Source organism: Huaxiibacter chinensis, from assembly GCF_022171985.1.
In the GTDB taxonomy this organism is placed as follows: Bacteria; Pseudomonadota; Gammaproteobacteria; order Enterobacterales; family Enterobacteriaceae; genus Enterobacter; species Enterobacter chinensis_A.
This window is the reverse complement of sequence record NZ_JAJVHF010000006.1, coordinates 199,228-220,837: the sequence shown is the minus strand read 5'-3', so window position 1 is coordinate 220,837 and position 21,610 is coordinate 199,228. Positions and strand designations below refer to the sequence as shown.

General features: G+C 55.2%; 24 protein-coding genes and 1 other annotated feature. Of the genes, 15 read left to right on the top strand and 9 right to left on the bottom strand.

Going from position 1 to position 21,610, the window contains the following annotated elements:
• Positions 1–89: 89 nt before the first annotated feature.
• Together LZP96_RS15740 and LZP96_RS15735 are read left to right on the top strand one after the other, a co-directional pair.
• Positions 90–1,427 (top strand): MFS transporter, encoded by a 1,338-nt coding sequence (locus LZP96_RS15740; RefSeq protein WP_082904900.1) that lies wholly within the window; start codon positions 90–92, stop codon positions 1,425–1,427.
• A 51-nt stretch (positions 1,428–1,478) separates the two neighbouring features.
• Positions 1,479–2,702 carry a YidR family protein gene (locus LZP96_RS15735; RefSeq protein ID WP_198324745.1) on the top strand — a complete coding sequence of 408 codons (1,224 nt, stop codon included), beginning with the start codon at positions 1,479–1,481 and terminating at the stop codon, positions 2,700–2,702.
• Between the two features lies 1 nt (position 2,703).
• Here LZP96_RS15735 and LZP96_RS15730 read toward each other — a convergent pair whose 3' ends face one another.
• Positions 2,704–3,036 carry a YceK/YidQ family lipoprotein gene (locus tag LZP96_RS15730; protein WP_064324224.1) on the bottom strand — a complete coding sequence of 111 codons (333 nt, stop codon included), beginning with the start codon at positions 3,034–3,036 and terminating at the stop codon, positions 2,704–2,706.
• A 248-nt stretch (positions 3,037–3,284) separates the two neighbouring features.
• Positions 3,285–3,357: a sequence feature (ROSE (Repression Of Heat Shock gene Expression) occurs in the 5'-region of heat shock genes and acts as an RNA thermometer to modulate expression.), on the top strand.
• On the opposite strand from LZP96_RS15730, the gene ibpA reads away from it, so the two are divergent.
• Positions 3,351–3,761: a small heat shock chaperone IbpA gene (ibpA, locus tag LZP96_RS15725; RefSeq protein ID WP_064324225.1), complete on the top strand. Its 411-nt coding sequence runs from the start codon at positions 3,351–3,353 to the stop codon at positions 3,759–3,761. It overlaps the preceding feature by 7 nt.
• Before the next feature lie 135 nt (positions 3,762–3,896).
• A complete protein-coding gene (gene ibpB / locus LZP96_RS15720) occupies positions 3,897–4,325 on the top strand; it encodes a small heat shock chaperone IbpB (protein ID WP_064324226.1) in 429 nt (142 codons plus the stop codon).
• Between the two features lie 224 nt (positions 4,326–4,549).
• Here the strand turns inward: ibpB and LZP96_RS15715 are convergent, their stop codons facing one another.
• Together LZP96_RS15715 and LZP96_RS15710 are read right to left on the bottom strand one after the other, a co-directional pair.
• Positions 4,550–4,840: a hypothetical protein gene (locus tag LZP96_RS15715; protein ID WP_064324227.1), complete on the bottom strand. Its 291-nt coding sequence runs from the start codon at positions 4,838–4,840 to the stop codon at positions 4,550–4,552.
• 337 nt (positions 4,841–5,177) lie between these two features.
• A complete protein-coding gene (locus tag LZP96_RS15710) occupies positions 5,178–5,786 on the bottom strand; it encodes a hypothetical protein (protein ID WP_064324228.1) in 609 nt (202 codons plus the stop codon).
• Positions 5,787–6,307: 521 nt separating this feature from the next.
• Here LZP96_RS15710 and LZP96_RS15705 point away from each other — a divergent pair.
• Positions 6,308–7,969 (top strand): putative transporter, encoded by a 1,662-nt coding sequence (locus LZP96_RS15705; RefSeq protein ID WP_064324230.1) that lies wholly within the window; start codon positions 6,308–6,310, stop codon positions 7,967–7,969.
• On the opposite strand, the gene LZP96_RS15700 is transcribed toward LZP96_RS15705, so the two are convergent.
• Positions 7,937–8,683 (bottom strand): GntR family transcriptional regulator, encoded by a 747-nt coding sequence (locus tag LZP96_RS15700; protein WP_064324231.1) that lies wholly within the window; start codon positions 8,681–8,683, stop codon positions 7,937–7,939. The genes LZP96_RS15705 and LZP96_RS15700 overlap by 33 nt on opposite strands.
• 221 nt (positions 8,684–8,904) lie before the next feature.
• On the opposite strand from LZP96_RS15700, the gene LZP96_RS15695 reads away from it, so the two are divergent.
• The 4 genes from LZP96_RS15695 (at position 8,905) to LZP96_RS15680 (ending at position 12,622) form a co-directional block, all read left to right on the top strand.
• The gene (locus tag LZP96_RS15695; protein WP_064324232.1) at positions 8,905–10,527 is read left to right on the top strand and encodes an alpha-glucoside-specific PTS transporter subunit IIBC; all 1,623 of its coding nucleotides are present in this window, start codon (positions 8,905–8,907) and stop codon (positions 10,525–10,527) included.
• The gene (locus LZP96_RS15690; protein WP_064324233.1) at positions 10,524–11,846 is read left to right on the top strand and encodes a 6-phospho-alpha-glucosidase; all 1,323 of its coding nucleotides are present in this window, start codon (positions 10,524–10,526) and stop codon (positions 11,844–11,846) included. Before LZP96_RS15695 ends, LZP96_RS15690 begins: the two co-directional genes overlap by 4 nt.
• A 91-nt stretch (positions 11,847–11,937) precedes the next feature.
• Positions 11,938–12,285: a YidH family protein gene (locus tag LZP96_RS15685; RefSeq protein WP_064324234.1), complete on the top strand. Its 348-nt coding sequence runs from the start codon at positions 11,938–11,940 to the stop codon at positions 12,283–12,285.
• Positions 12,275–12,622 (top strand): DUF202 domain-containing protein, encoded by a 348-nt coding sequence (locus LZP96_RS15680; RefSeq protein ID WP_064324235.1) that lies wholly within the window; start codon positions 12,275–12,277, stop codon positions 12,620–12,622. The genes LZP96_RS15685 and LZP96_RS15680 overlap by 11 nt, the downstream gene beginning before the upstream one ends.
• Here LZP96_RS15680 and dsdA read toward each other — a convergent pair.
• On the bottom strand, positions 12,606–13,898 hold the full coding sequence (gene dsdA, locus LZP96_RS15675; RefSeq protein ID WP_064324236.1) for a D-serine ammonia-lyase: 1,293 nt from the start codon (positions 13,896–13,898) through the stop codon (positions 12,606–12,608). The genes LZP96_RS15680 and dsdA overlap by 17 nt on opposite strands.
• Before the next feature lie 291 nt (positions 13,899–14,189).
• Here dsdA and LZP96_RS15670 point away from each other — a divergent pair, with 291 nt between their 5' ends.
• On the top strand, positions 14,190–15,278 hold the full coding sequence (locus LZP96_RS15670; RefSeq protein WP_064324237.1) for a cellulase family glycosylhydrolase: 1,089 nt from the start codon (positions 14,190–14,192) through the stop codon (positions 15,276–15,278).
• Here LZP96_RS15670 and emrD read toward each other — a convergent pair.
• The 4 genes from emrD to tisB form a co-directional block, all read right to left on the bottom strand.
• Positions 15,181–16,365, bottom strand: coding sequence for a multidrug efflux MFS transporter EmrD (gene emrD / locus LZP96_RS15665; protein ID WP_064328044.1), 1,185 nt, complete (start codon positions 16,363–16,365; stop codon positions 15,181–15,183). The two genes, LZP96_RS15670 and emrD, sit on opposite strands and share 98 nt — an antisense overlap.
• A gap of 175 nt (positions 16,366–16,540) precedes the next feature.
• Positions 16,541–17,374 carry an EamA family transporter gene (locus LZP96_RS15660; RefSeq protein ID WP_064324238.1) on the bottom strand — a complete coding sequence of 278 codons (834 nt, stop codon included), beginning with the start codon at positions 17,372–17,374 and terminating at the stop codon, positions 16,541–16,543.
• 62 nt (positions 17,375–17,436) lie between these two features.
• Positions 17,437–17,883, bottom strand: a complete 447-nt coding sequence (locus LZP96_RS15655) for a GNAT family N-acetyltransferase (RefSeq protein WP_064324239.1) — start codon at positions 17,881–17,883, stop codon at positions 17,437–17,439.
• Between the two features lie 64 nt (positions 17,884–17,947).
• A complete protein-coding gene (gene tisB / locus LZP96_RS15650; protein ID WP_071599731.1) occupies positions 17,948–18,037 on the bottom strand; it encodes a type I toxin-antitoxin system toxin TisB in 90 nt (29 codons plus the stop codon).
• A 489-nt stretch (positions 18,038–18,526) separates the two neighbouring features.
• Between tisB and LZP96_RS15645 the strand changes: the two genes are divergently transcribed.
• From LZP96_RS15645 to ilvN, 5 genes are all read left to right on the top strand, one after another.
• Complete coding sequence (locus LZP96_RS15645) at positions 18,527–18,841, top strand: type II toxin-antitoxin system HigB family toxin (RefSeq protein ID WP_064324240.1); 315 nt, start codon at positions 18,527–18,529, stop codon at positions 18,839–18,841.
• A complete protein-coding gene (locus LZP96_RS15640; RefSeq protein WP_064324241.1) occupies positions 18,838–19,257 on the top strand; it encodes a helix-turn-helix domain-containing protein in 420 nt (139 codons plus the stop codon). The genes LZP96_RS15645 and LZP96_RS15640 overlap by 4 nt, the downstream gene beginning before the upstream one ends.
• Before the next feature lie 149 nt (positions 19,258–19,406).
• Positions 19,407–19,505, top strand: coding sequence for an ilvB operon leader peptide IvbL (gene ivbL / locus LZP96_RS15635; protein ID WP_071892292.1), 99 nt, complete (start codon positions 19,407–19,409; stop codon positions 19,503–19,505).
• Positions 19,506–19,612: 107 nt separating this feature from the next.
• On the top strand, positions 19,613–21,301 hold the full coding sequence (gene ilvB / locus LZP96_RS15630; protein WP_064324242.1) for an acetolactate synthase large subunit: 1,689 nt from the start codon (positions 19,613–19,615) through the stop codon (positions 21,299–21,301).
• Positions 21,302–21,304: 3 nt separating this feature from the next.
• On the top strand, positions 21,305–21,592 hold the full coding sequence (gene ilvN, locus LZP96_RS15625) for an acetolactate synthase small subunit (RefSeq protein WP_064324243.1): 288 nt from the start codon (positions 21,305–21,307) through the stop codon (positions 21,590–21,592).
• The last annotated feature ends 18 nt before the right edge of the window (positions 21,593–21,610 follow it).

Genomic DNA, 21,610 nt, shown 5'->3' with positions numbered 1-21,610 from the left:
TTACAATCTTGCCGCCTTCCTGCACCACGAATGATTCTGGACACCACAAATAATAAAAAAACCCAATACCCCCTCTGAAACTACAGGGCATGGTGAGCGGCTTCGCTATGCCCAAAATCTGGAGACAGATAACAATGGATATTCCAGTAACCGCTGCAAAACCCGGGCGTCGTCGCTATCTGACGCTCATCATGATCTTTATTACCGTCGTGATTTGCTACGTTGACCGCGCCAATCTGGCGGTGGCGTCGGCCCATATTCAGGAAGAGTTTGGCATTACCAAAGCGGAAATGGGCTACGTATTCTCGGCGTTTGCCTGGCTTTATACCCTCTGTCAGATCCCGGGTGGCTGGTTCCTGGACCGCGTCGGGTCGCGCCTGACCTATTTCATTGCCATCTTTGGCTGGTCGGTGGCGACGCTATTTCAGGGGTTCGCCACGGGGCTGATGTCGCTGATTGGGCTGCGCGCCATTACGGGCATCTTTGAAGCACCGGCGTTTCCAACCAATAACCGCATGGTGACAAGCTGGTTCCCCGAGCAGGAGCGTGCTTCAGCGGTGGGCTTCTACACCTCCGGGCAATTTGTCGGTCTGGCCTTCCTGACGCCGCTGCTCATCTGGATCCAGGAGATGCTGAGCTGGCACTGGGTGTTTATCATTACCGGCGGTATTGGCATTATCTGGTCCTTTATCTGGTTCAAGGTTTACCAGCCACCGCGCCTGACCAAAAATATTACTCAGGCGGAACTGGATTACATTCGTGACGGCGGGGGCCTAATCGACGGCGATGCGCCAGCGAAGAAAGAGGCTCGCCAGCCGCTGACGAAAGCCGAGTGGAAGCTGGTCTTTCATCGCAAGCTGATCGGCGTTTATATCGGGCAGTTCGCGGTGACCTCCACGCTGTGGTTCTTCCTGACCTGGTTCCCCAACTATCTGACGCAGGAAAAGGGCATTACGGCGCTAAAAGCCGGTTTTATGACCACTGTGCCTTTCCTGGCGGCGTTCTTTGGCGTGCTGCTTTCCGGCTGGCTGGCCGATAAGCTGGTGAAAAAAGGTTACTCGCTGGGGGCGGCGCGTAAAACGCCCATCATCTGCGGCTTGCTTATCTCGACCTGCATTATGGGGGCCAACTACACCAACGATCCGGTATGGATTATGACGCTGATGGCACTTGCCTTCTTCGGCAACGGTTTTGCGTCCATCACCTGGTCCCTGGTGTCATCACTTGCGCCGATGCGGCTGATTGGCCTGACCGGGGGCGTGTTTAACTTTGTTGGCGGTCTGGGAGGCATCACCGTTCCGCTGGTTGTGGGTTATCTGGCTCAGGATTACGGTTTTGGCCCGGCGCTGGTTTATATCTCTGCAGTGGCCCTGATTGGCGCGCTGTCTTACATCCTGCTGGTCGGCAATGTTAAACGAGTAGGCTAATTTATTGCGATGCTTTACCCTGATGCGATAACCGCGCATCAGGGTATCCACATGAAACAAATCACCTCAGCTCATCGCCATCATCAACTTACCAACATCAATACCTGGACGGCAGACAGCCAGTGGCTGGTGTTTGACGTTCGCCCTTCTGGCGCGTCGTTTACCGGCGAAACCATCGAACGGGTGAACGTTGAGTCGGGCGAGGTGCAGGTAATCTATCGTGCGCATCACGGGGCCTGCGTCGGCGTGGTGACCGTTCATCCCGTTGAGGATAAGTACGTCTTTATCCACGGCCCGGAGCATCCGGATGCAGGCTGGCAGTACGATTTTCATCATCGACGTGGCGTCATTGCACACGGCGAGCATCTCAGCGCGCTCGAGGCGATGGACATCACCGCCCCTTATACGCCTGGTGCCTTACGCGGCGGCACTCACGTCCATGTCTATAGCCCGCAGGGTGACGCGGTGAGCTTTACCTATAACGACCACGTCCTGCATGAACGCGATGCGACGCTCGATTTGCGCAACGTCGGCGTCGCCACGCCGTTTGGCCCGGTCACGCCCCAGGGAAATCACCCCCGTGAATATGCAGGCACCTGCTGGAGCGTGCTGGTCAGCCGTACCACGCCCACGCCGCAACCGGGCAGCGATGAAATTAACCGTGCGTATGAAGAGGGCTGGGTGGGCAATAACCGGCTGGCGTTCATCGGCGATACGCTGTCAGTCACGGGAGTAAAAGTACCGGAACTGTTTATTGTGGATCTTCCGCATAACGAAAGCGGCTGGAAGCAGGCGGGCCGCGATCCGCTGGAAGGTACGCCGCAGACCATGCCTGCCCCGCCCGCGGGTGTGGCGCAACGTCGTCTGACCTTTACGCACGATCGTCGTTTTCCCGGGCTGGTAACTACGCCCCGCCATTGGGTCAGAGCGAACCCGCAGGGAACAGCGATTGCTTTCCTGATGCGTGATGATAACGGGGTGGTGCAGCTGTGGCTCATTTCACCTGACGGCGGCGAAACGCGTCAATTAACGCATAACAGCAGCGATATCCAGTCGGCGTTTAACTGGCATCCTTCCGGTGAATCGTTGGGCTTCGTCCTCGAAAATCGTATCGCCCGTTGCGATGCGCTGACGGGCCAGGTGCTCTTTTTGACGTCCGATCATGGCAATCCGCCGTCTGGCGATGCTGTGGTGTTCTCACCTGACGGGCAGTGGATTGCCTGGATGGAAGAGGTGGACGGTTTTCGTCAGCTTTGGGTGACGGAAACCGCCTGAATTAGCGTGGGGGCATGGCGGCGGGCGGAATAACGGCGTTCGTCGCCAGATTTTCCTGCTCGCTTTTCTCTACGCGAGAGCGAACTGAACTGTCAGTACGATAGAAGTCCCATGGAAGTAAGAGCGTGTCGACAACGGCGGTGAACGGCATATCCAGTACCACCAGGGATTTTGTGCCCCAGTTGGTGTCGTCATCCGAGATCATCTGCGCGCTGGCACGCGTGCCCGGATATGTTCCTTCTTTACCGCCAGTGTGAGACATCACGCTCGAACACCCGCAAAGTAAAACAACCCCGCTGAACGTCGTCAGCTTTATCAGAACATTTTTCATCATCACTCAGTCATCGTTAATGTTACTGCATAGACCTGCAACTCAGGGTTATAGCGAGCCTTGATCAAAATGGACAGCCCGGAACCCCTGCACTGTGGCGGTCATCGCAATTTAACCCTTTGTGCTGTAGTCCCAGTCTATGCGAGTGCCGGTAAAGTGCAAAAAAATCTTGCGATAAAACTCTTGAAAAGATCGGATACAGACCCATTTTATTGTTGTGGCCCGATAACGAACTCGCCGAATGGGTGTTCAGGGGCGCAGTGGCCTGTCCATGGTGGAAGGCTCAATATTCTCGCTGATTTCAGGAGCAATGACTTATGCGTAACTTCGATCTCTCTCCGCTTTATCGTTCTGCTATTGGTTTCGATCGCCTGTTCAACCATTTAGAAAATAATCAGAGCCAGAGCAACGGCTACCCTCCATACAATGTTGAACTGGTTGACGAAAACCACTACCGCATCGCCATTGCCGTCGCCGGTTTTGCCGAAAGCGAACTGGAGATCACCGCGCAGGACAACCTGCTGGTGGTGAAAGGCTCGCATTCAGCTGAGCAGAAAGAGCGTACCTATCTGTATCAGGGCATCGCGGAGCGCAATTTCGAACGCAAATTCCAGTTAGCCGAAAACATTCATGTTAAAGGCGCGAACCTGGTCAACGGCCTGCTGTTTGTCGATCTGGAACGTGTGATTCCGGAAGAGAAAAAACCGCGCCGTATCGAAATTAATTGATTAGACGGGTCGCGTCAGCGGCCCACCCAGAATTGCTTGCCGTAATGGGAGCATAGGTGAATCCGTCAGGATTTACAGGACAACTGTGCACAAAAATAAACTGTGCCGAACTCGCTTCTTAGAAGGAGATTTAGTATGCGTAACTACGATTTATCCCCACTTCTGCGTCAGTGGATTGGTTTTGACAAACTGGCTAACGCCCTGCAAAGCACCGCTGACCATCAGGCTTTCCCGCCCTACAATATTGAAAAAAGTGATGATAACCACTATCGCATCACCCTTGCGCTGGCCGGGTTCCGCCAGGACGATCTTGAGATCCAGCTTGAGGGTACCCGTCTGACGGTGAAAGGCACGCCGCAAAAACCTGAAACCGAGACCCAGTGGTTACATCAGGGGCTGGTGATCCAGCCGTTCAGCCTGGGCTTTACCCTGGCCGATCATATGGAGGTTTCCGGCGCGACCTTCAATAACGGGTTGTTGCATATCGATCTGACCCGGAACGTGCCAGAAGCTCTGGCCCCGCAGCGTATCGCCATTAGCGAGCGCCCCGCGTTGAATAGCTAATATTGTGCGGGCGTATGCCCGCACCGCGGCCCTCTCCCTCTGGAAGAGGGTGAAAAGAATCAGCCCTGCCCCCGGTGGGCAGGGCTTTTTTTTATCCCTCACCCAGGCTGTCAAACACGCTGTGCGCCTCGCTAACTTTCTTATGCGGCCTTATTCGTTAAAACCGCCCGGCGGCCTCATGTGTGCGAGAACCCATAAAAAAACCCGCCGCAGCGGGTTGGGTGTCAGTAAAAGTAGGTGTACGGCTTTTTGTGTGTGTGCCAGATAATGCAATCCGGATCCTTACCTTGCATCACACGACTGAGGTTCTGACGGTCAGACGCGCGGCGCGGTCGGGTGTGGTAAAGATTGTTCCAGGCACTTGGGTTGTGGCTGGTGTTCCAGTCCGGCCAGCGGCCAGGTGCAAGATCGGCATAGTGCGCCATTTTCCCCTCACAGCCAGGGTAGCCAACATGCGCATGAGGCAGCGGCTTGCCGTGGCGATCACGGTCTTTTACTCGATGAAAAACAGACATTTTTAGACTCCTTAAAAGGTTCTAAAAATGCTCCTGTAGTAGATACATGCTGCCTCCGCTCTCTCTCAATGCCCCTCGCACTTAGTTCCTGTATGCCCATGCCATTAATCCGGCGCCGGTGGCCGCACATGTGGCAAGAACAACTGCAGGGGGTTCGATAGACCATTCCAGTGTGTGCTGGTGTTCCAGCACCGCTGTTGTTATAGGTTGCGCGTTTGTGTTTGAGACGTGCCGCATGGTGGCGGCGTTCGGCGCGTGTTCGTGCCATTTGGATAACTCCGGGTACTGCCAGCGGCCTTATGCCGCGCGGCTAGCAGCCCGGAGTAAATGAATGCCCTCAAGTCTGCTCTTCGCCTCGTTTTTCTGCCACCAGCACGATACCTTTGCGGGACTCATTTGGCGCCAGGCTCCAGATTTGCTCTTCCGGGATGCTACGACCATCGTACTTCACGCGCTCACCATCATACGGCCAGAATGCGCGACGTTCAGAGTCAAACACGAATACGTCAATGCCGACCTCTTTACGGGCCATACGAGCCCACAACGCCTTGCCGCCAGGGAATTGCACATTATCGCTTACCAGCACAATGCCATCATTGATGAGCGCCTTATAGAGGGCGCTGGCCACGTTGACGTTTCGCTCACGCTTGGTGACTATTACACCCTCAACCTGGAGCGGAGTTGTTTCAAGTTCGTAATAGCCGATAACAGCCAGGATGGTTTCGGTTTCATCCTCACTTTGTCGCGATTTCAGGTCAATTTTGGCCACAATAACATGGCGCAAATCGCCATTAATATCATCAGGTTCACCATAGACCGCGACGGCATGGTGTCGGTCATTGTGGATGTAAATATCCACCGCCCGGCCGTTGACCGTCGTTTCACCAATTTTACGGTATTCCCGCGCCATAGTGGCGGGGCTGTATGACATCGGTATCACCGCCATATCAAAACTCCCGCTGTTATTTAGGACTGGAGACATCATTCTCTCTGGATAATAGACCTATAGGTCAACTATATCACCCTTTGAAATTCAGGGGGAAGTGGGTAGGCGCCAGGACAATTTTTCAACGGATATACCATAACAGCCTTTATGCTTTCGCAGATCGTTGCAGCCATTTCCTTTTGCTCCGATCCCAATACCTTTTATCTACCAAAGCGTGTTTTTGTCCTACAAACGCTGGCTATGTCCTGGTTCCTGGCGATCGCCGCTGTCAGGAATGAATTTACATTCTCTCTTCTCAGCCTGCTCGAAATAACGCCGCTTAACTCGTCGTGCGAGCAACCGCTTATGTGAGTTGCTTGTTAAGGGAGGGAATCTTGAGCTTGCAGCGTCAATAACCCAGGACGTTAAACGCTAACAGGGGCAGCCCCGGCAGGGCTTTTTTGTGCGCCATCGCCCATACATCCCCGTCCGGCTCTGAGAGAATCCTTGTTATAACTAAGGTTATAGCAAGGAAGTGGATCATGAGTGGTATCGCGTTAACCGTTAGCGTGTTGGCCCTGGTCGCGGTGGTAGGACTATGGATTGGCAACATCAAAATTCGTGGTGTGGGGTTTGGCATTGGCGGTGTGCTGTTTGGCGGCATTTTTGTGGGCCATTTTGCCGATCTGCTGGGCCTGTCTCTCAGTGCAGAAATGCTGCATTTCATCCAGGAATTCGGCCTGATCCTCTTTGTCTATACCATCGGTATCCAGGTGGGTCCGGGTTTCTTTGCCTCGCTGCGTGTCTCCGGACTGCGCTTAAACCTGTTCGCTTTCGCCATTGTGCTGCTGGGCGGGCTGGTAACCGCCATCCTGCATAAACTTTTCGACATCCCGCTTCCCGTCGTGCTGGGCATCTTCTCCGGCGCGGTAACCAACACGCCAGCGCTGGGTGCCGGACAGCAAATTCTGCGTGATTTGGGGATTTCACCGGATGTCGTCGATCAGATGGGGATGAGCTATGCCATGGCTTATCCGTTCGGCATTTGCGGCATCTTGCTGACCATGTGGCTGGTGCGCGTGCTGTTTCGGATTAACGTGGAGGACGAGGCAAAAGCGCACGAGTCCACGCTGACCAATGGTCATGCCTTGATCAAAACCATCAATATTCGCGTCGAAAACCCCAATCTCAATAATATGGCTATTCAGGATGTACCGATTCTGAACAGTCCCACGATCATCTGTTCCCGCCTGAAGCGGGAAGAGATGCTGATGGTCCCGTCGCCGGGCACGGTGATTCAGACCGGGGATTTGCTCCATCTCGTCGGGCAACCGGGTGATTTGCACAATGCACAGCTGGTGATTGGCCAGGAGGTCGATACCTCGCTCTCCACGCGCGGCACCGATATGCGCGTCGAGCGCGTCGTGGTGACAAATGAGCAGGTATTAGGGAAGAAAATCCGCGATCTGCAGGTGAAAGAGCGCTATGACGTAGTGATCTCGCGGCTAAACCGTGCCGGGGTTGAACTGGTCGCCAGCCAGGACGCCAGCCTGCAATTTGGCGATATTTTGAATCTGGTGGGGCGGCCATCCTCCATCGATGCTGTGGCTGACATGGTGGGTAACGCGCAACAGAAATTACAGCAGGTGCAGATGCTGCCGGTTTTCATTGGTATTGGTCTGGGCGTCCTTCTGGGTTCTATTCCGTTGTATGTGCCTGGCTTCCCGGTCGCGCTTAAGCTGGGCCTGGCGGGCGGCCCGTTGATTATGGCGCTGATTCTTGGGCGCATTGGCTCCATCGGCAAGCTGTACTGGTTCATGCCGCCCAGCGCGAATCTGGCGCTGCGCGAACTGGGTATTGTTCTGTTCCTTGCGGTGGTTGGCCTGAAATCCGGAGGCGATTTCATCGATACCCTGACCCAGGGTGAAGGGGTCAGCTGGATTGGTTACGGCATCGTTATCACCGCCGTTCCGCTGCTGACGGTCGGGATTGTGGCGCGCATGTTGACGAAGATGAACTATCTGACGCTGTGCGGCATGCTCGCCGGGTCAATGACCGATCCACCTGCGCTTGCCTTTGCCAACAACCTGCACGCCACCAGCGGTGCGGCAGCGCTTTCGTACGCCACCGTTTACCCGCTGGTGATGTTCCTGCGCATCATCACCCCGCAGCTACTGGCCGTGTTGTTCTGGGGGATGGGGTAAGAGTTCGTCAGGGTGGATGCGCCGCAAATGGTAGTCCACCTGGTAATCACTGGTATTACGAAACATAACGGAATAATTCAGAAACTCGCCGTTGTCGCTATAAGAGAGCGAGGTGATTCGCAGCAACGGCGTGTGTTCTGCCACATTCAATAATTGGGCTAGCTGCTTGTCAGCCAGGACAGGCGTCAGACTCTCATAATTTCCGCTAATGGTGATCCCACACTCCTTCTCGATGTAATCAAACTTTGAACCTTCAAGATGCGCCAGCGAGAGATGGCGAAACAGCTTAACGGGCATAAAGCTGTCCTCCAGCATGAGCGGTTTTCCCTCAACGTAGCGCACCCGGCGCGAGAAATAGATACGCTCATCAATCTGTATCCGCAGCTGGCTGGCAATGGCGGGTGGGGCGGGCATGACTTCAAACTGCAATACCTTACTTTGTACCTCTTTTCCCTGCTGGCGAAGCACTTCAACCAGCCCGGTGAGGTTGGTGGTTTCATGATGCACATCCTTCCGGGCGACAAAAGTGCCGCTTCCATGGCGACGCACTACCAGCCCCCAACTCACCAGCAAGTCAATTGCCTTTCGGACGGTCATGCGCGCCACGCCAAATTCCAGCGCCAGGGTTTTTTCGCCGGGAAGCGGGCTGCCGACATTGTAGCCCGATGAATTCAGCCGCAAACGCAATCTGTCGGCTATTGATTTATAGATCACCTGTAGACCTCTCTGTGACTTTCCAGCCATGACCTCTGTCTTAACATGTCCATATTTAACGTAAAAAGTAGACCTGAGTGCACAAATTAAAACCATGAATGCGATCACGAATCGCAGCGGCAGGCCATGTGAACGGCTAAGCGAGTTCTTATTCTCCTTTCAGGCCAGTACAAAACCAAAAAGGCCTCTTCCCCTACAGGTTGTTTAATGAGGATTTCAAGATGCTCAGTCAAATACAACGTTTCGGCGGCGCCATGTTTACCCCGGTGCTTTTATTTCCTTTTGCGGGCATGGTGGTGGGCATTGCCATTATGCTGCGCAACCCGCTTTTTGTGGGTGAGGCCTTAACCGCACCCAATCATTTATTTGCCCAGATTGTCCATATTATTGAAGAAGGTGGCTGGGCCGTCTTTCGCAATATGCCCCTCATCTTCGCTGTCGGACTTCCGATTGGCCTGGCAAAGCAGGCTCAGGGCCGGGCCTGCCTGGCGGTGCTGATCAGCTTCCTGACCTGGAACTACTTTATCAACGCTATGGGAATGACCTGGGGGCAATTCTTTGGCGTGAATTTTATGGCTGAACCTACCGCAGGCAGCGGGCTGGCGATGATCGCCGGAATTAAAACGCTCGATACCAGCATTATTGGCGCCATTATTATTTCCGGGCTGGTAACCGCTATCCATAACCGTTTTTTCGACAAACCACTTCCGGTTTTTCTGGGCATATTTCAGGGCACCTCGTTTGTCGTCATTATCGCTTTCTTTGTGATGATTCCCTGCGCCTGGCTGACCCTGCTTGGCTGGCCGAAAGTTCAAATGGGCATCGAATCGCTACAGGCATTCTTACGCTCTGCGGGCGCGTTGGGGGTGTGGGTGTACACCTTCCTGGAGCGTATTTTAATCCCTACCGGACTGCACCATTTTGTCTACGGTCCCTTTATTTTTGGCCCGGCAGTCGTTGAAGGCGGTATTCAGGTTTACTGGGCGCAGCATTTACAGGAATTCAGCCAAAGCACTGAACCCCTGAAAACCTTATTCCCGGAAGGCGGCTTTGCCCTGCACGGTAACTCAAAAGTGTTTGGTTCCGTCGGGATTGCGCTGGCGCTGTGGTACACCGCCGCGCCAGAAAACCGGGTGAAAGTCGCGGGACTGCTGATCCCGGCTACGCTGACCGCTGTGCTGGTCGGCATCACCGAGCCGCTGGAGTTTACCTTCCTGTTTATTTCACCGCTGCTGTTTGCCGTCCACGCGGTACTGGCCGCGACCATGGCGACGATGATGTACGTCTTCGGCGTCGTGGGCAATATGGGCGGCGGGTTGCTTGACCAGTTCCTGCCGCAAAACTGGATCCCGATGTTCCACAATCATGCTTCGACGGTTTTCATCCAGGTGGGCATTGGCCTGGGCTTCACCGGCCTCTACTTTATGGTCTTCAAGACGCTGATTGAGCGCCTGAATCTTAAAACGCCGGGGCGCGAAGAGAGCGAGGTCAAACTCTATAGCAAGGCTGACTATAAGGCTTCACGTGGGCAAACCACGGCGCCTGCGGCGGCAAGCCAACAGGTCGGTCAGGCAGCCGGTTTCTTACAGGCGCTTGGCGGCGCCGCCAATATCGACAGCATCAATAATTGCGCCACCCGCTTACGAATCGCGCTGGTTGATATGGCGAATACCCAAAGCGACGACGTTTTTAAAGCGCTGGGCGCCCACGGCGTGGTGCGACGCGGCAACGGTATCCAGGTGATTGTCGGGCTGCACGTTCCACAGGTTCGCGAACAGCTTGAATCGCTGATGAAAACCCCTTCCTCCCACGACTCCATTACCCTGACAGAGGCTGTATCATGAAAAGATTCTCAGTTGTTATTGCAGGCGGCGGTAGCACCTTCACGCCAGGTATTGTCCTGATGCTGCTGGCAAACCGCGATCGTTTCCCGCTGCGCACGCTGAAGTTCTATGACAACGACGGTGCGCGCCAGGAGATCATCGCCGAAGCGTGCAAAATCATTCTCCAGGAACAGGCGCCGGAGATTGAATTTAGCTATACCACCGATCCAAAAGCGGCTTTCACCGATGTCGATTTTGTCATGGCACATATTCGCGTGGGTAAATACCCGATGCGCGAACAGGACGAAAAAATTCCGCTGCGCCATGGCGTGTTGGGCCAGGAAACCTGCGGCCCGGGCGGCATCTCCTACGGTATGCGCTCTATTGGCGGCGTACTGGAATTAGTGGACTTCATGGAGCAGTACTCGCCAGAAGCGTGGATGCTGAACTATTCCAACCCGGCTGCGATTGTGGCGGAAGCGACCCGCCGCCTGCGCCCGAACGCTAAAATTCTCAATATCTGCGATATGCCCATTGGCATTGAAGGACGAATGGCGCAAATCGTCGGTCTAAAAGATCGTAAAGAGATGCGGGTACGTTATTACGGCCTGAATCACTTTGGCTGGTGGACATCGGTCGAAGATCTCAAGGGTAATGATTTAATGCCTGCGTTACGGGATTATGTTGCGAAGAATGGCTATGTTCCGCCGGCCGAGGATGCCCATACCGAAGCCAGCTGGAATGATACTTTTGCGAAGGCGAGAGACGTACAGGCCTTGGATCCCGACACGCTGCCGAACACCTATCTGAAATACTATCTCTTCCCGGACTACGTGGTTGCACACTCGAATCCGGAACGCACGCGCGCTAACGAGGTGATGGATCATCGTGAGAAGCATGTGTTCAGCGCCTGCCGGGCGATTATCGAAGCCGGTGTATCTTCTGCCGGGGAGCTGGAAATCGACGAACATGCGTCGTACATCGTCGACCTGGCGACAGCCATTGCGTTTAATACGCAGGAGCGCATGCTGCTGATTGTGCCTAACAACGGTGCCATTCATAACTTTGATGCCGACGCGATGGTTGAAATTCCCTGCCTGGTCGGTCATAACGGGCCGGAGCCGTTAACCGTGGGCGATATTCCGCACTTCCAGAAAGGGTTGATGAGCCAGCAGGTGGCGGTAGAAAAACTGGTCGTTGATGCCTGGGAGCATCGCTCGTATAACAAACTGTGGCAGGCGATAACGCTGTCGAAAACGGTGCCGAGCGCCTCCGTTGCGAAAGCGATTCTGGACGATCTGATCGAGGCCAATAAAGCCTACTGGCCAGCGCTACAGTGATCTTCCTGACCGGCATCGCCCGATGCCGGTCTCCTTGTCCTTGTCGATTTACGCTATGCTGGAACCTGCCTGCATCAGACAAGGACTCTTCATGAAAATCTCCCGCCTTGGTGAAGCGCCGGATTATCGCTTCTCGCTGGCTAACGAGCGCACGTTTTTGGCGTGGATTCGAACCGCACTCGGTTTTCTTGCCGCAGGTGTGGGCCTCGATCAGCTTGCGCCGGATTTTGCCACCCCACTGATTCGTGAAGTGCTGGCGCTGCTGCTGTGTCTGTTTGCCGGCGTGCTGGCGATCTACGGCTATTTGCGCTGGCTGCGTAATGAAAAGGCGATGCGGCTCAAGCAAGACCTCCCCTATACGCGCGGGTTGCTCATCATCAGCACGATGTTGCTGGCGGTGGCGGGCGTAGTGATGGTGCTGGTGTTGTATGCCGGATAGCCGCAAAGCGCGACGCGAAGCCGACCCCGGCCTGCAGCCGGAGCGGACGTCGCTGGCCTGGCTGCGGACGCTGCTGGGGTATGGCGCGCTGATTGCCCTTGCGATCAAGCACAACTGGCATCGCACCGGTGTCCCCTTCTGGATCTCACTGGTCGTGCTGGCGCTCGTGGCGATCGTTTTGTGGCGCTATACCCGCAGTCGCAACGTTATGGATGTGGCGCAGGATGATTTTGTACAGCCGAAGGCGGTGCGCGATAAATTCCTCATCGCCCTCGCGGTGCTGTCGTTGTCACTGCTGTTTGCGGCCACCCATCTGCAGTTTATCTTTTCCCTTTAGCCAGGTAGTTCGCCATCTCGTCTTCCGGCACCATTCCGCCGCCGGTCGCCCAGACCAGATGGGTCGCGTTCGCGGAGGCGACAGGCACGCGCACCGGCCCTGCCATGCCCGCCAGCGCCGACGGCTCCAGACGAATGCCTTCTTCCTGTGCCAGCCAGCCGAGCATGTCGTACATGCTTTGATCGGAGAGGGTATAGAACCCGTCAAGCAACCGCTCCATCGCCCGCCCCACGAAGCCAGACGCGCGTCCAACCGCCAGCCCGTCGGCGGCCGTCACGTTGTCGATACCCAGATCCTGCACGGCGATGGCATCATGCAGCCCGGTGTAGACGCCCAGCAGCATGCACGGAGAGTGCGTCGGTTCGGCAAAGAAACAATGCACGTGGTCGCCAAAGGCCAGCTTCAGGCCAAACGCCACGCCACCGGGACCGCCACCGACACCGCACGGCAGATAGACGTACAGCGGATGGTCCGCATCCACCACGCGGCCCTGGGCGGCAAACTGGGCTTTTAGCCGCTCGCCTGCCACCGCATAGCCCAGGAACAGCGTGCGGGAGTTTTCATCGTCGATAAAGAAACAGTTCGGATCGCTCTCCGCGGCCTTGCGCCCTTGCTCCACCGCCACGCCGTAATCCTGCTCATATTCCACGACGATCACACCGTGGCTGCGTAGTTTGGCTTTCTTCCATTCGCGGGCGTCGGCGGACATATGCACCGTGACCTTAAAGCCGATACGCGCGCTCATGATGCCAATGGACATTCCGAGGTTGCCGGTGGATCCCACGGCAATGCTGTACTGGCTGAAGAACGCTTTAAAGCGCGGCTCCAGCAGAATGCGGTAATCGTCTTCGACGCTCAGCAACCCTGCTTCCCGCGCCAGTTTCTCGGCGTGGGTCAGCACTTCATAGATGCCCCCGCGCGCTTTAATGGAGCCGGAAATGGGCAAATGACTGTCTTTTTTCAGCAGCAGCGTGCCGGGAATAGCCACCCCCGATTCGTTCTCCAGCCTCTTGTGCATCGCCGGAATCGCCACCAGTTCGGATTCGATAATCCCCTGTGTGGCCGCCGTTTCGGGGAACGCGTTTGCCAGATACGGCGCAAAGCGGTTGAGGCGTGCATGCGCGTCGTCCACATCGGCTTTGCTCAGCCCGACATACGGCAACCCTTCAGCGAGCGTGGTCGCGCGTGGATTCAGCCAGGTGGTCTCTTTCAGCGCAATCAGCGCCTCGACAAGAGGAAATTGCGTGGTTAAGGCGGTGATTTTTGCGTGTTCCATAGGATGTCTCTTCGCGCTCAGATAGGTAAGGAAAGCAGGAACGAGCAGTGAGATGCAACCCCCGGGGCAATAAATGTCGCTGTGGTTCTGGGCAGGGCCAGTCTCGTGCCGCTGTCGCGAATGCGTTTTATGTTTTGCACGGCAGCAAAGCCGGCGTCCCGTTCGTCACCGCGTAATCAACGGGTGAAAAACCCAGTCTTGAGAAAGAATTATTACCCTTTGGCTCTACACCAAACCGGAAAAAGCGTGCTAAATACAGAGTATTGCTTCTGATTTCTCGCAAGGTTAACCGTGTTAAAACCATTGATTGCCGCCGCGCTGCTTTTCACCACGGGCTGGAGCTTTGCCGCTGAGCCACCGCTCACGGCTGCGCGCTATGCGCAGATGCTGGGCACCGGAATGGCCGTGGACTGGGCGCGAACCGAGCGGGGTATTCGGGAGTTCGACCCGCTGGTTGTACGTGATTTTCGCGCCAAAGGTATCACCCACGTACGCATTCGCGTGGCGGGCGAGCCCACGGAAGCGCGGCTCATTCATCTGCGCAAACTGGTGGAGGCCTGCAACCAGTACGGCGTGATCCCCATTATCGCCTATCAGGCCGATCGGTATAAAAGCGATCCGAAAGCGGATAATGAAAAAGAGGTGGTGAACTGGTGGAGTGCGGTAGCGCATTATTTTGGCCAGAGTTACCCGCTACTGGGGTTTGATCTGATTTATGAACCCGCGGATAAGCTCAATCACAATCCTGCTTCGCTTAATCGCGTCTATGAGAAATCCATCAAAGCGATACACAGTATCGATGCCGGGAGGATGATCTTTGTGGCACCGCGCTTGCGAGCGGCGCCGGAAGAGTTAACCAGCCTCAGGCTCCCCGCACAGAGTCAAAACACGGTGCTGGGGGAGTGGCATATCTTCCCCTGGGGGCCGCTGAAGAGTAATGGAAAATATCCCTGGACGTCCGGCACCGCTGCCGAAAAAACGGCGATCCGCAGCCGGATAAATGCCGCGCTACACTGGCAGCAAAAAACCGGACATGTCAGCTGGGTCGGCGGCTGGGGTGTGGGAGAGTCTATCCATCTGACGCCCACGGCATCGCAACGCGCCTTTGCCAGCTTTATGGCCTGCGAGCTGCAAAAGGCAAAAATACCCTATGCGATTAACGCCGATTTTCAGTTTTACGATGGGGAAGAGGGGGCGTGGCGTCCGGGGCTGGAGCCGTTGCTCCAGGCCATGATGACGCCGGATTGCGACAAGCCCGACGATAAGCCGGGCCATCATCTCATTAAATCGTCTGCTCGTGATGCGGCTCGCGTGAAGCCAGCGGCAGCCAGCACAGCAAAATCAATAGCCCCATCAGGGTCATCAGTAAACCCAGGCTAGACTGGCCGGTCTGCGGCATCATGGCGGACAGCCAGGCCAGCACGCCAGAGCCAATATTTTGCAGGCCACCGACCAGCGCCCCGGCGGTGCCCGCGAGGAACGGGAAAGGCTCCATCGCGCCGCTGGTGGCGAGGGGGAAGAGCATGCCGGCGCCGAAGAAAAATAACGCTGCCGGGATAAGCAGTGTCCAGACCGTCATCACTCCGAGCAGCCCCGGGATCCACATCATCAGCCCTGCCGCCAGGCAGCTGATCACCGACTGCCACATTAACGTGGAAAAGCGTTTGTTCGGCCGTCCGGCGAACCATGCGCCGAAAAAGGCCGCAGGGATAGGCAGGATAAAAAGAATGCTGACCACCATACTGCTCAGGCCAAGCCCCGCACCGAGTAAAACGCCGGAGCAGGCTTCGAACACCGCGATCCCCGCCAGGCCGCCAATCAGCATCAGCAGATAGCAGCTGAATGCGCCATTCCCGAACAAGGTCTTATAGCTGGCCATCAGCCGGGTGCGTGGTGCCTCTGTCGGACGCGTTTCAGGCATCCAGCGCGCCATACTGAAGGTGACGATAACGCACAAGACCAGCAGGAAGGCGTAACAGGCGCGCCATGACCAGATGCTGTCCAGCACGCCGCCAATAAGCGGTGCCAGAAGCGGGCTCACCAGAATCCCCATGTTAAGCAGGCTGTTCGCATGGCGAAGCTGCGTTCCCTGATACATATCGCGCGGCAGCGTTCGCGCCATCACACCGCCAACGCCCGTGCCCATGCCTTGCAGAGCGCTGGCCGCGATCAAAACAGGCAGGCTATGGGTGGTGATGGCAATGACCGTCGCGACCATAAAAATGGACATTCCCACCAGAATCACCGGCCGGCGACCGACGCGATCGGACAAGGGGCCATAAAAGAGTTGTGAGACGCCGTAGGTCAGCAGATAAGCGGCCATCACGCTCTGAACCGCGCCTTCGCGGACGTTTAGCGCAATCGCCATGTCCGCAATCGCCGGGATATAGATGGTTTGCGCCATCTGTCCGACGGCGACCAGTAACACCAGCATCAACAGTAAATTAACGTTCCTTTGCTTTTTCATGTCGCTGAATACTTTTGCCAAAAGTCGAAAAGAAAGAATAAGTGACTACGCATTCCCATAAATGCGCGAGGAATCTATCACAATCAGATGGCAAGTTAAGTATTTAGCAGATGTATGAATGGAAGGATGAAGGCAGGATTTGTAGACAATATCGGCAACTAAAGTTGCCAGTTCCTTACGCCAGCCTCAGTAAGATCGCTCCGCCTGCGATACCCAGCGCCGCAAGAATACGCAGACCTGCAACTTTCTCTTTTAAAAGAAGAAAAGCAATCAGCGCCCCAAACAGAATTGAGGTCTCGCGCAGTGCGGCGACCACCGCCAGCGGAGCCTGCGTCATCGCCCATAATGCCAGGCCATATGACCCCATGGTCCCGACGCCGCCGAGGAGCCCTTTTTTCCAGTGCAGACGCAGGTAATGTGACGCCTGCCGACGCCGCGCCACCATGGCCCAGCAAAGCAGACAAAAACCGTTCATAAAGAACGTCCAGAGCGTATAGCCGAGGGCGGTTTCAGAGAGCCTGACGCCGGTGCCGTCCACCAGAGTGTATCCGGCGATAAAACAGGCGTTAATAAGCGCCAGCCAGATCCCTTTACGCGACTGCATTCGCCCGGCCAGCGCCATGGTGAGGATCGACAGGCACACCACGCCAATGCCGCACCAGGCAAGCCCTGATAAAGGGTCACCCAGCACCAGCACGCTGACGAGCGCCACCAGCAACGGCGCCGTGCCGCGCATCAGCGGGTAGGTCTGACTCATATCCGAAACCTGATAGGTTCTGGCCACAAGGACCGTATACACCACCTGTAACGCGCATGAGATAACCAGATAAGGCCAGCTTGCCATTGCAGGTTGAGGCGAGAAGGGCAGCAGTACCAGCGCAATAATGGCGGCTGAGCCACTCACGCTAATGGCAGAGTAGAGCTTGTCCGTACCGGCTTTTACGATGGCGTTCCAGCTGGCATGTAACAGTGCGGCGAAGAGTAAAATGGCGAAAACGGTGAGAGTCATAATGCTTTCAGGCGATGGATGTCACATAAATGTAACATTCACGCCGAGAGGCCGCCAGTTCGTTATACGGCGCAAAACAGACGGTGCGTAACCCGCGGCTCGTCGGCCACCAGGCGAAAACCGGCGTGATGATAAAAACCGTATGCCGCCTGCGGCGCATGGGTATTCAGGAAATCAAACCAGATACTGGCATCGGCCATCACCACGGAAAGGAGCTGTTTACCGATCCCCATACCACGGCACTTTTCACTGACGTACAAATGACGAATACGCCCGGCGCGCGGTTGCTGGCTAAAGGGATCGCGGTTTAACCCACATACGCCCACCAGTTTCCCGTTGAGAAACGCGCCCAGCAGCTTTTCACCCGGGGCATTGAAACGATTTTCACCGCGCTGCCAGTTCTCCTCGAGCCGGCGCAGCATATTGAAATTCAGCGCGAGACTCTCGGCTTTTAGCGCGATATATCCCGGCTCATCAGGCGTAACCGGCTCAATTAACAGACGTGACATAGCATTCCCTCGTTATTAAAGAGGGGCGGTTTCCCGCCCCTCTCAGGTGCGACTTGAACCTGAATCACCGCAGGTATTTCAGGACGGCATCAAGCAGTTGCAGTACCGCAACAATGAGTTTGAGGATTAAAACCACCATATCCACGACGCTCATACGCGTCTCCTTTTGGTTCAAAGGAGCACGATGCTGGCGTACCTTTCCGCCGCCTGTGGCCAGCACCTTTATTGACGTAACACAGTGTGCTCACTTCAGGGGGTTAAGGCACTGACGGCACCACCCGTTTCAGCCAGGACTTCGTTGCGCCGGTTAAATTGCGGCCCCCTCGCTCACTGCGAACAATCTCAGTATAGATAAATACTGTATGCATGAACAGTATTTTATGGACAAAATTCAGCAGCCGATCCATACTTCAAAACGTCAAAATCCGTGCCTGAAATTGCGCGTTCGTCTGCGATCGCGTATACTTTTTGCGTTGACGTAACACAGTGTGTTCTGCGGAAACCAACCGCAAAACCCTGAAAAAAACCTCGCTCCGGCGAGGTTTTTTGTTTTCTGCTATCGCAATAATAACGATGCCTGTTGACGCGCTGATAAGGCGTGATATCGTTGCCATAATGGCAACGGACGCGGCAGGCATGCAGTATGCATTTAATCTCAATGAAAGCTCTTTTGGATGCGGTCAGGCAGTTTCCTCAATACAGGGAAGAGCTTCTTTTTCTGGGCAAAATTATCGAAAAAAGCCATTGCCCGACGCCTGCTGCGCTTAAAAAACTCTTTCCAACGCTGGATAATTTTAAGTATCTCGATAAGCATTATGTGATTGATATTGCAAACAACAATCTCAGAGTTGTGGCTCTCATTTTCTTTGAAAGCCAAAAGTTTTATGTGCGCCATGTTTTCAATCATAAGGAATATGACCGTTTTACGGAGAAACATCGCACTAAGGGGAAGAAATGACGATCGTCGCTGAAGCAATTAAAGCTACGCATGCCCTTGTTGCCGCTGTTCCTCTGTTAGGTGAACATCCGAGCGAGAAGGATTACAACGATGCTCTGGAACTGGTTGAGTATTTGCTCGTCAATGAACCCGGTAGTCCCTTACTGGATATTGTCTGTGCAAGAATCAGCCATTATGAGGCGCGTCAACCTGACATGGTTGCCTTACGCCAGGAGATGAACGCCATACCTGCCGGGATTGCAGTGTTAAAAACACTGATGGATCAGTACAACCTGACCCTATCTGATTTTCCGGACGAAATTGGCAGTAAATCAATGGTTTCAAGGGTGCTTAATGGCCAACGTCAGCTCACGTTAAACCATATTAAAAAGCTGGCTGCACGCTTTGGCGTATCGCCCGCGCTCTTTATCGAATGAGATAAAAATCGAGCCAGGCTGTTTTCAGCACCTGACAAGCGAAACGTGATCCCTGACACAAATTCATGTGGATGAAAATATTTCCATTGTCAGGCTCCGGAACCTGTGGTTGTATAAATTCTATCAATGATTCTAAACACAGGTCCTAAATGACAACTTCCATGATGACGTCGACCCTACTAAAAACTGCGCAATCTGCCGCAGTGGTCGTCGTACGTGTGGTGGTGGTCGTCGGCAACGCGCCGTAGGGACTGGATCAACACACGAATCCAAAACCCCGCCGGCGCAAACCGGGCGGGGTTTTTCGTTTAAGAGCCCTTCCCGGAACGCAGGCCCAGAAGAAAAGGACTGGAGCATGGCAAGTTCGGGCACAACATCCACAAAAACGCGTTTCACTGGCGCGCAGTTAATCGTTCATTTACTGGAACGTCAGGGCATCACGCTGGTTTCCGGCATCCCGGGCGGTACGGTTCTGCCGCTGTATGATGCGTTGAGCGAAAGTACGCAGATTCGTCACGTGCTGGCACGACACGAGCAGGGCGCCGGGTTTATTGCCCAAGGCATCGCACGAACGCAGGGTAAACCCGCGGTGTGCATGGCCTGTAGCGGCCCGGGTGCGACCAATCTGGTTACGGCCATCGCCGACGCCCGTCTCGACTCTATTCCACTGATCTGCATTACCGGCCAGGTTCCTTCCTCCATGATCGGCACCGATGCGTTTCAGGAAGTGGACACCTACGGCATCTCTATCCCCATCACCAAACATAACTATTTAGTTCGCGATATCGCCGAACTTCCGCAGGTTATTAGCGATGCTTTTCGCATCGCCCAGTCTGGCCGTCCCGGCCCGGTGTGGATAGACATTCCTAAGGACGTCCAGACCGCAGAGATTGACATCGACCACTTCCCTGAACCGGGTGAGCGTACTCGTCCGCCTGAGTTCGGCGAGGAAAGCATACGTGACGCTGCGGCAATGATTAACGCCGCCCAGCGCCCGGTGCTCTATCTGGGCGGCGGGGCGATCAATGCCTCCGCTGCCGCGCGTGAACTCGCCGAAAAAGCTAGTCTGCCCACCACCATGACCTTAATGGCGCTGGGTATGCTGCCAAAAGCGCACCCACTGTCATTAGGGATGCTGGGCATGCACGGGGCGCGCAGCACCAATTTTATTATGCAGGAGGCGGATTTACTGATCGTGCTGGGCGCACGTTTTGATGACCGGGCGATTGGTAAAACCGAGCAGTTCTGCCCGAATGCCAAAATTATTCACGTCGACATCGATCGTGCTGAACTCGGTAAAATCAAGCAGCCGCACGTGGCGATTCAGGGAGATGTTGCCGAGGTTCTGGCGCAGTTGATTCCGCAAACGCACGCCTCTGACCGCGCCGACTGGCGTAAGCTGGTGGCGGATTTGCAGCAGGAATTCCCGAGCGCCATCCCCGCACAAGGCGATCCCCTGAGCCATTACGGGCTGATTAACGCCGTGGCCGCCTGCGTTGACGACAACGCCATTATTACGACAGACGTGGGTCAGCATCAGATGTGGACCGCGCAGGCCTATCCCCTGAACCGTCCGCGTCAGTGGCTGACCTCCGGCGGCCTTGGCACCATGGGTTTTGGTCTGCCTGCGGCGGTCGGCGCAGCGCTGGCGAACCCGGATCGCAAAGTGATTTGTTTCTCCGGCGACGGCAGCCTGATGATGAATATTCAGGAGATGGCCACGGCGGCTGAAAATCAGCTGGACGTAAAAATTATCCTGATGAATAACGAAGCGCTGGGTCTGGTGCATCAGCAACAAAGCCTGTTCTATAAGCAGGGCGTGTTTGCCGCTACCTATCCGGGAACGATCAACTTTATGCAGATCGCCGCTGGATTTGGCCTGCACGCCTGTGATTTAAACGCCGAAGCGGATCCGCAGGCCGCATTGCAGGAGGCGATTTCCCGTCCCGGCCCCGCGTTGATTCACGTTCGTATCGATGCACAGCAAAAAGTTTATCCAATGGTCCCACCGGGTGCGGCCAATACAGAAATGGTGGGGGAATAAGCCATGCAGAAACAATGTGATAACGTCATTCTTGAACTCACCGTACGCAACCATCCTGGGGTCATGACCCACGTTTGCGGTCTTTTTGCCCGTCGGGCGTTTAACGTCGAAGGCATTCTGTGTTTGCCGATTCAGGGCAGTGAACAGAGCCGGATCTGGCTGCTGGTCAATGATGACCAGCGTCTGGAGCAGATGATCGCGCAAATCGACAAGCTGGAAGATGTGACCCGCGTAGTTCGTAACCAGTCCGACCCAACCATGTTTAATAAGATCTCGGTCTTCTTCGAATAAATCGCTCACAGCTTGAAC

Bases quoted from the DNA above. Each gene is read 5' to 3' on its own strand.
- LZP96_RS15710 (WP_064324228.1), bottom strand. From the start codon at position 5,786: ATGGCGGTGATACCGATGTCATACAGCCCCGCCACTATGGCGCGGGAA.
- LZP96_RS15715 (WP_064324227.1), bottom strand. From the start codon at position 4,840: ATGTCTGTTTTTCATCGAGTAAAAGACCGTGATCGCCACGGCAAGCCG.
- ilvB (WP_064324242.1), top strand. From the start codon at position 19,613: ATGGCAAGTTCGGGCACAACATCCACAAAAACGCGTTTCACTGGCGCG.
- LZP96_RS15690 (WP_064324233.1), top strand. From the start codon at position 10,524: ATGAAAAGATTCTCAGTTGTTATTGCAGGCGGCGGTAGCACCTTCACG.
- LZP96_RS15695 (WP_064324232.1), top strand. From the start codon at position 8,905: ATGCTCAGTCAAATACAACGTTTCGGCGGCGCCATGTTTACCCCGGTG.
- LZP96_RS15730 (WP_064324224.1), bottom strand. From the start codon at position 3,036: ATGATGAAAAATGTTCTGATAAAGCTGACGACGTTCAGCGGGGTTGTT.
- ivbL (WP_071892292.1), top strand. From the start codon at position 19,407: ATGACAACTTCCATGATGACGTCGACCCTACTAAAAACTGCGCAATCT.
- LZP96_RS15705 (WP_064324230.1), top strand. From the start codon at position 6,308: ATGAGTGGTATCGCGTTAACCGTTAGCGTGTTGGCCCTGGTCGCGGTG.
- tisB (WP_071599731.1), bottom strand. From the start codon at position 18,037: ATGAGCGTCGTGGATATGGTGGTTTTAATCCTCAAACTCATTGTTGCG.
- LZP96_RS15685 (WP_064324234.1), top strand. From the start codon at position 11,938: ATGAAAATCTCCCGCCTTGGTGAAGCGCCGGATTATCGCTTCTCGCTG.
- ibpA (WP_064324225.1), top strand. From the start codon at position 3,351: ATGCGTAACTTCGATCTCTCTCCGCTTTATCGTTCTGCTATTGGTTTC.
- LZP96_RS15740 (WP_082904900.1), top strand. From the start codon at position 90: ATGGTGAGCGGCTTCGCTATGCCCAAAATCTGGAGACAGATAACAATG.
- LZP96_RS15640 (WP_064324241.1), top strand. From the start codon at position 18,838: ATGACGATCGTCGCTGAAGCAATTAAAGCTACGCATGCCCTTGTTGCC.
- emrD (WP_064328044.1), bottom strand. From the start codon at position 16,365: ATGAAAAAGCAAAGGAACGTTAATTTACTGTTGATGCTGGTGTTACTG.
- ibpB (WP_064324226.1), top strand. From the start codon at position 3,897: ATGCGTAACTACGATTTATCCCCACTTCTGCGTCAGTGGATTGGTTTT.
- dsdA (WP_064324236.1), bottom strand. From the start codon at position 13,898: ATGGAACACGCAAAAATCACCGCCTTAACCACGCAATTTCCTCTTGTC.
- LZP96_RS15660 (WP_064324238.1), bottom strand. From the start codon at position 17,374: ATGACTCTCACCGTTTTCGCCATTTTACTCTTCGCCGCACTGTTACAT.
- LZP96_RS15655 (WP_064324239.1), bottom strand. From the start codon at position 17,883: ATGTCACGTCTGTTAATTGAGCCGGTTACGCCTGATGAGCCGGGATAT.
- ilvN (WP_064324243.1), top strand. From the start codon at position 21,305: ATGCAGAAACAATGTGATAACGTCATTCTTGAACTCACCGTACGCAAC.
- LZP96_RS15645 (WP_064324240.1), top strand. From the start codon at position 18,527: ATGCATTTAATCTCAATGAAAGCTCTTTTGGATGCGGTCAGGCAGTTT.
- LZP96_RS15680 (WP_064324235.1), top strand. From the start codon at position 12,275: ATGCCGGATAGCCGCAAAGCGCGACGCGAAGCCGACCCCGGCCTGCAG.
- LZP96_RS15735 (WP_198324745.1), top strand. From the start codon at position 1,479: ATGAAACAAATCACCTCAGCTCATCGCCATCATCAACTTACCAACATC.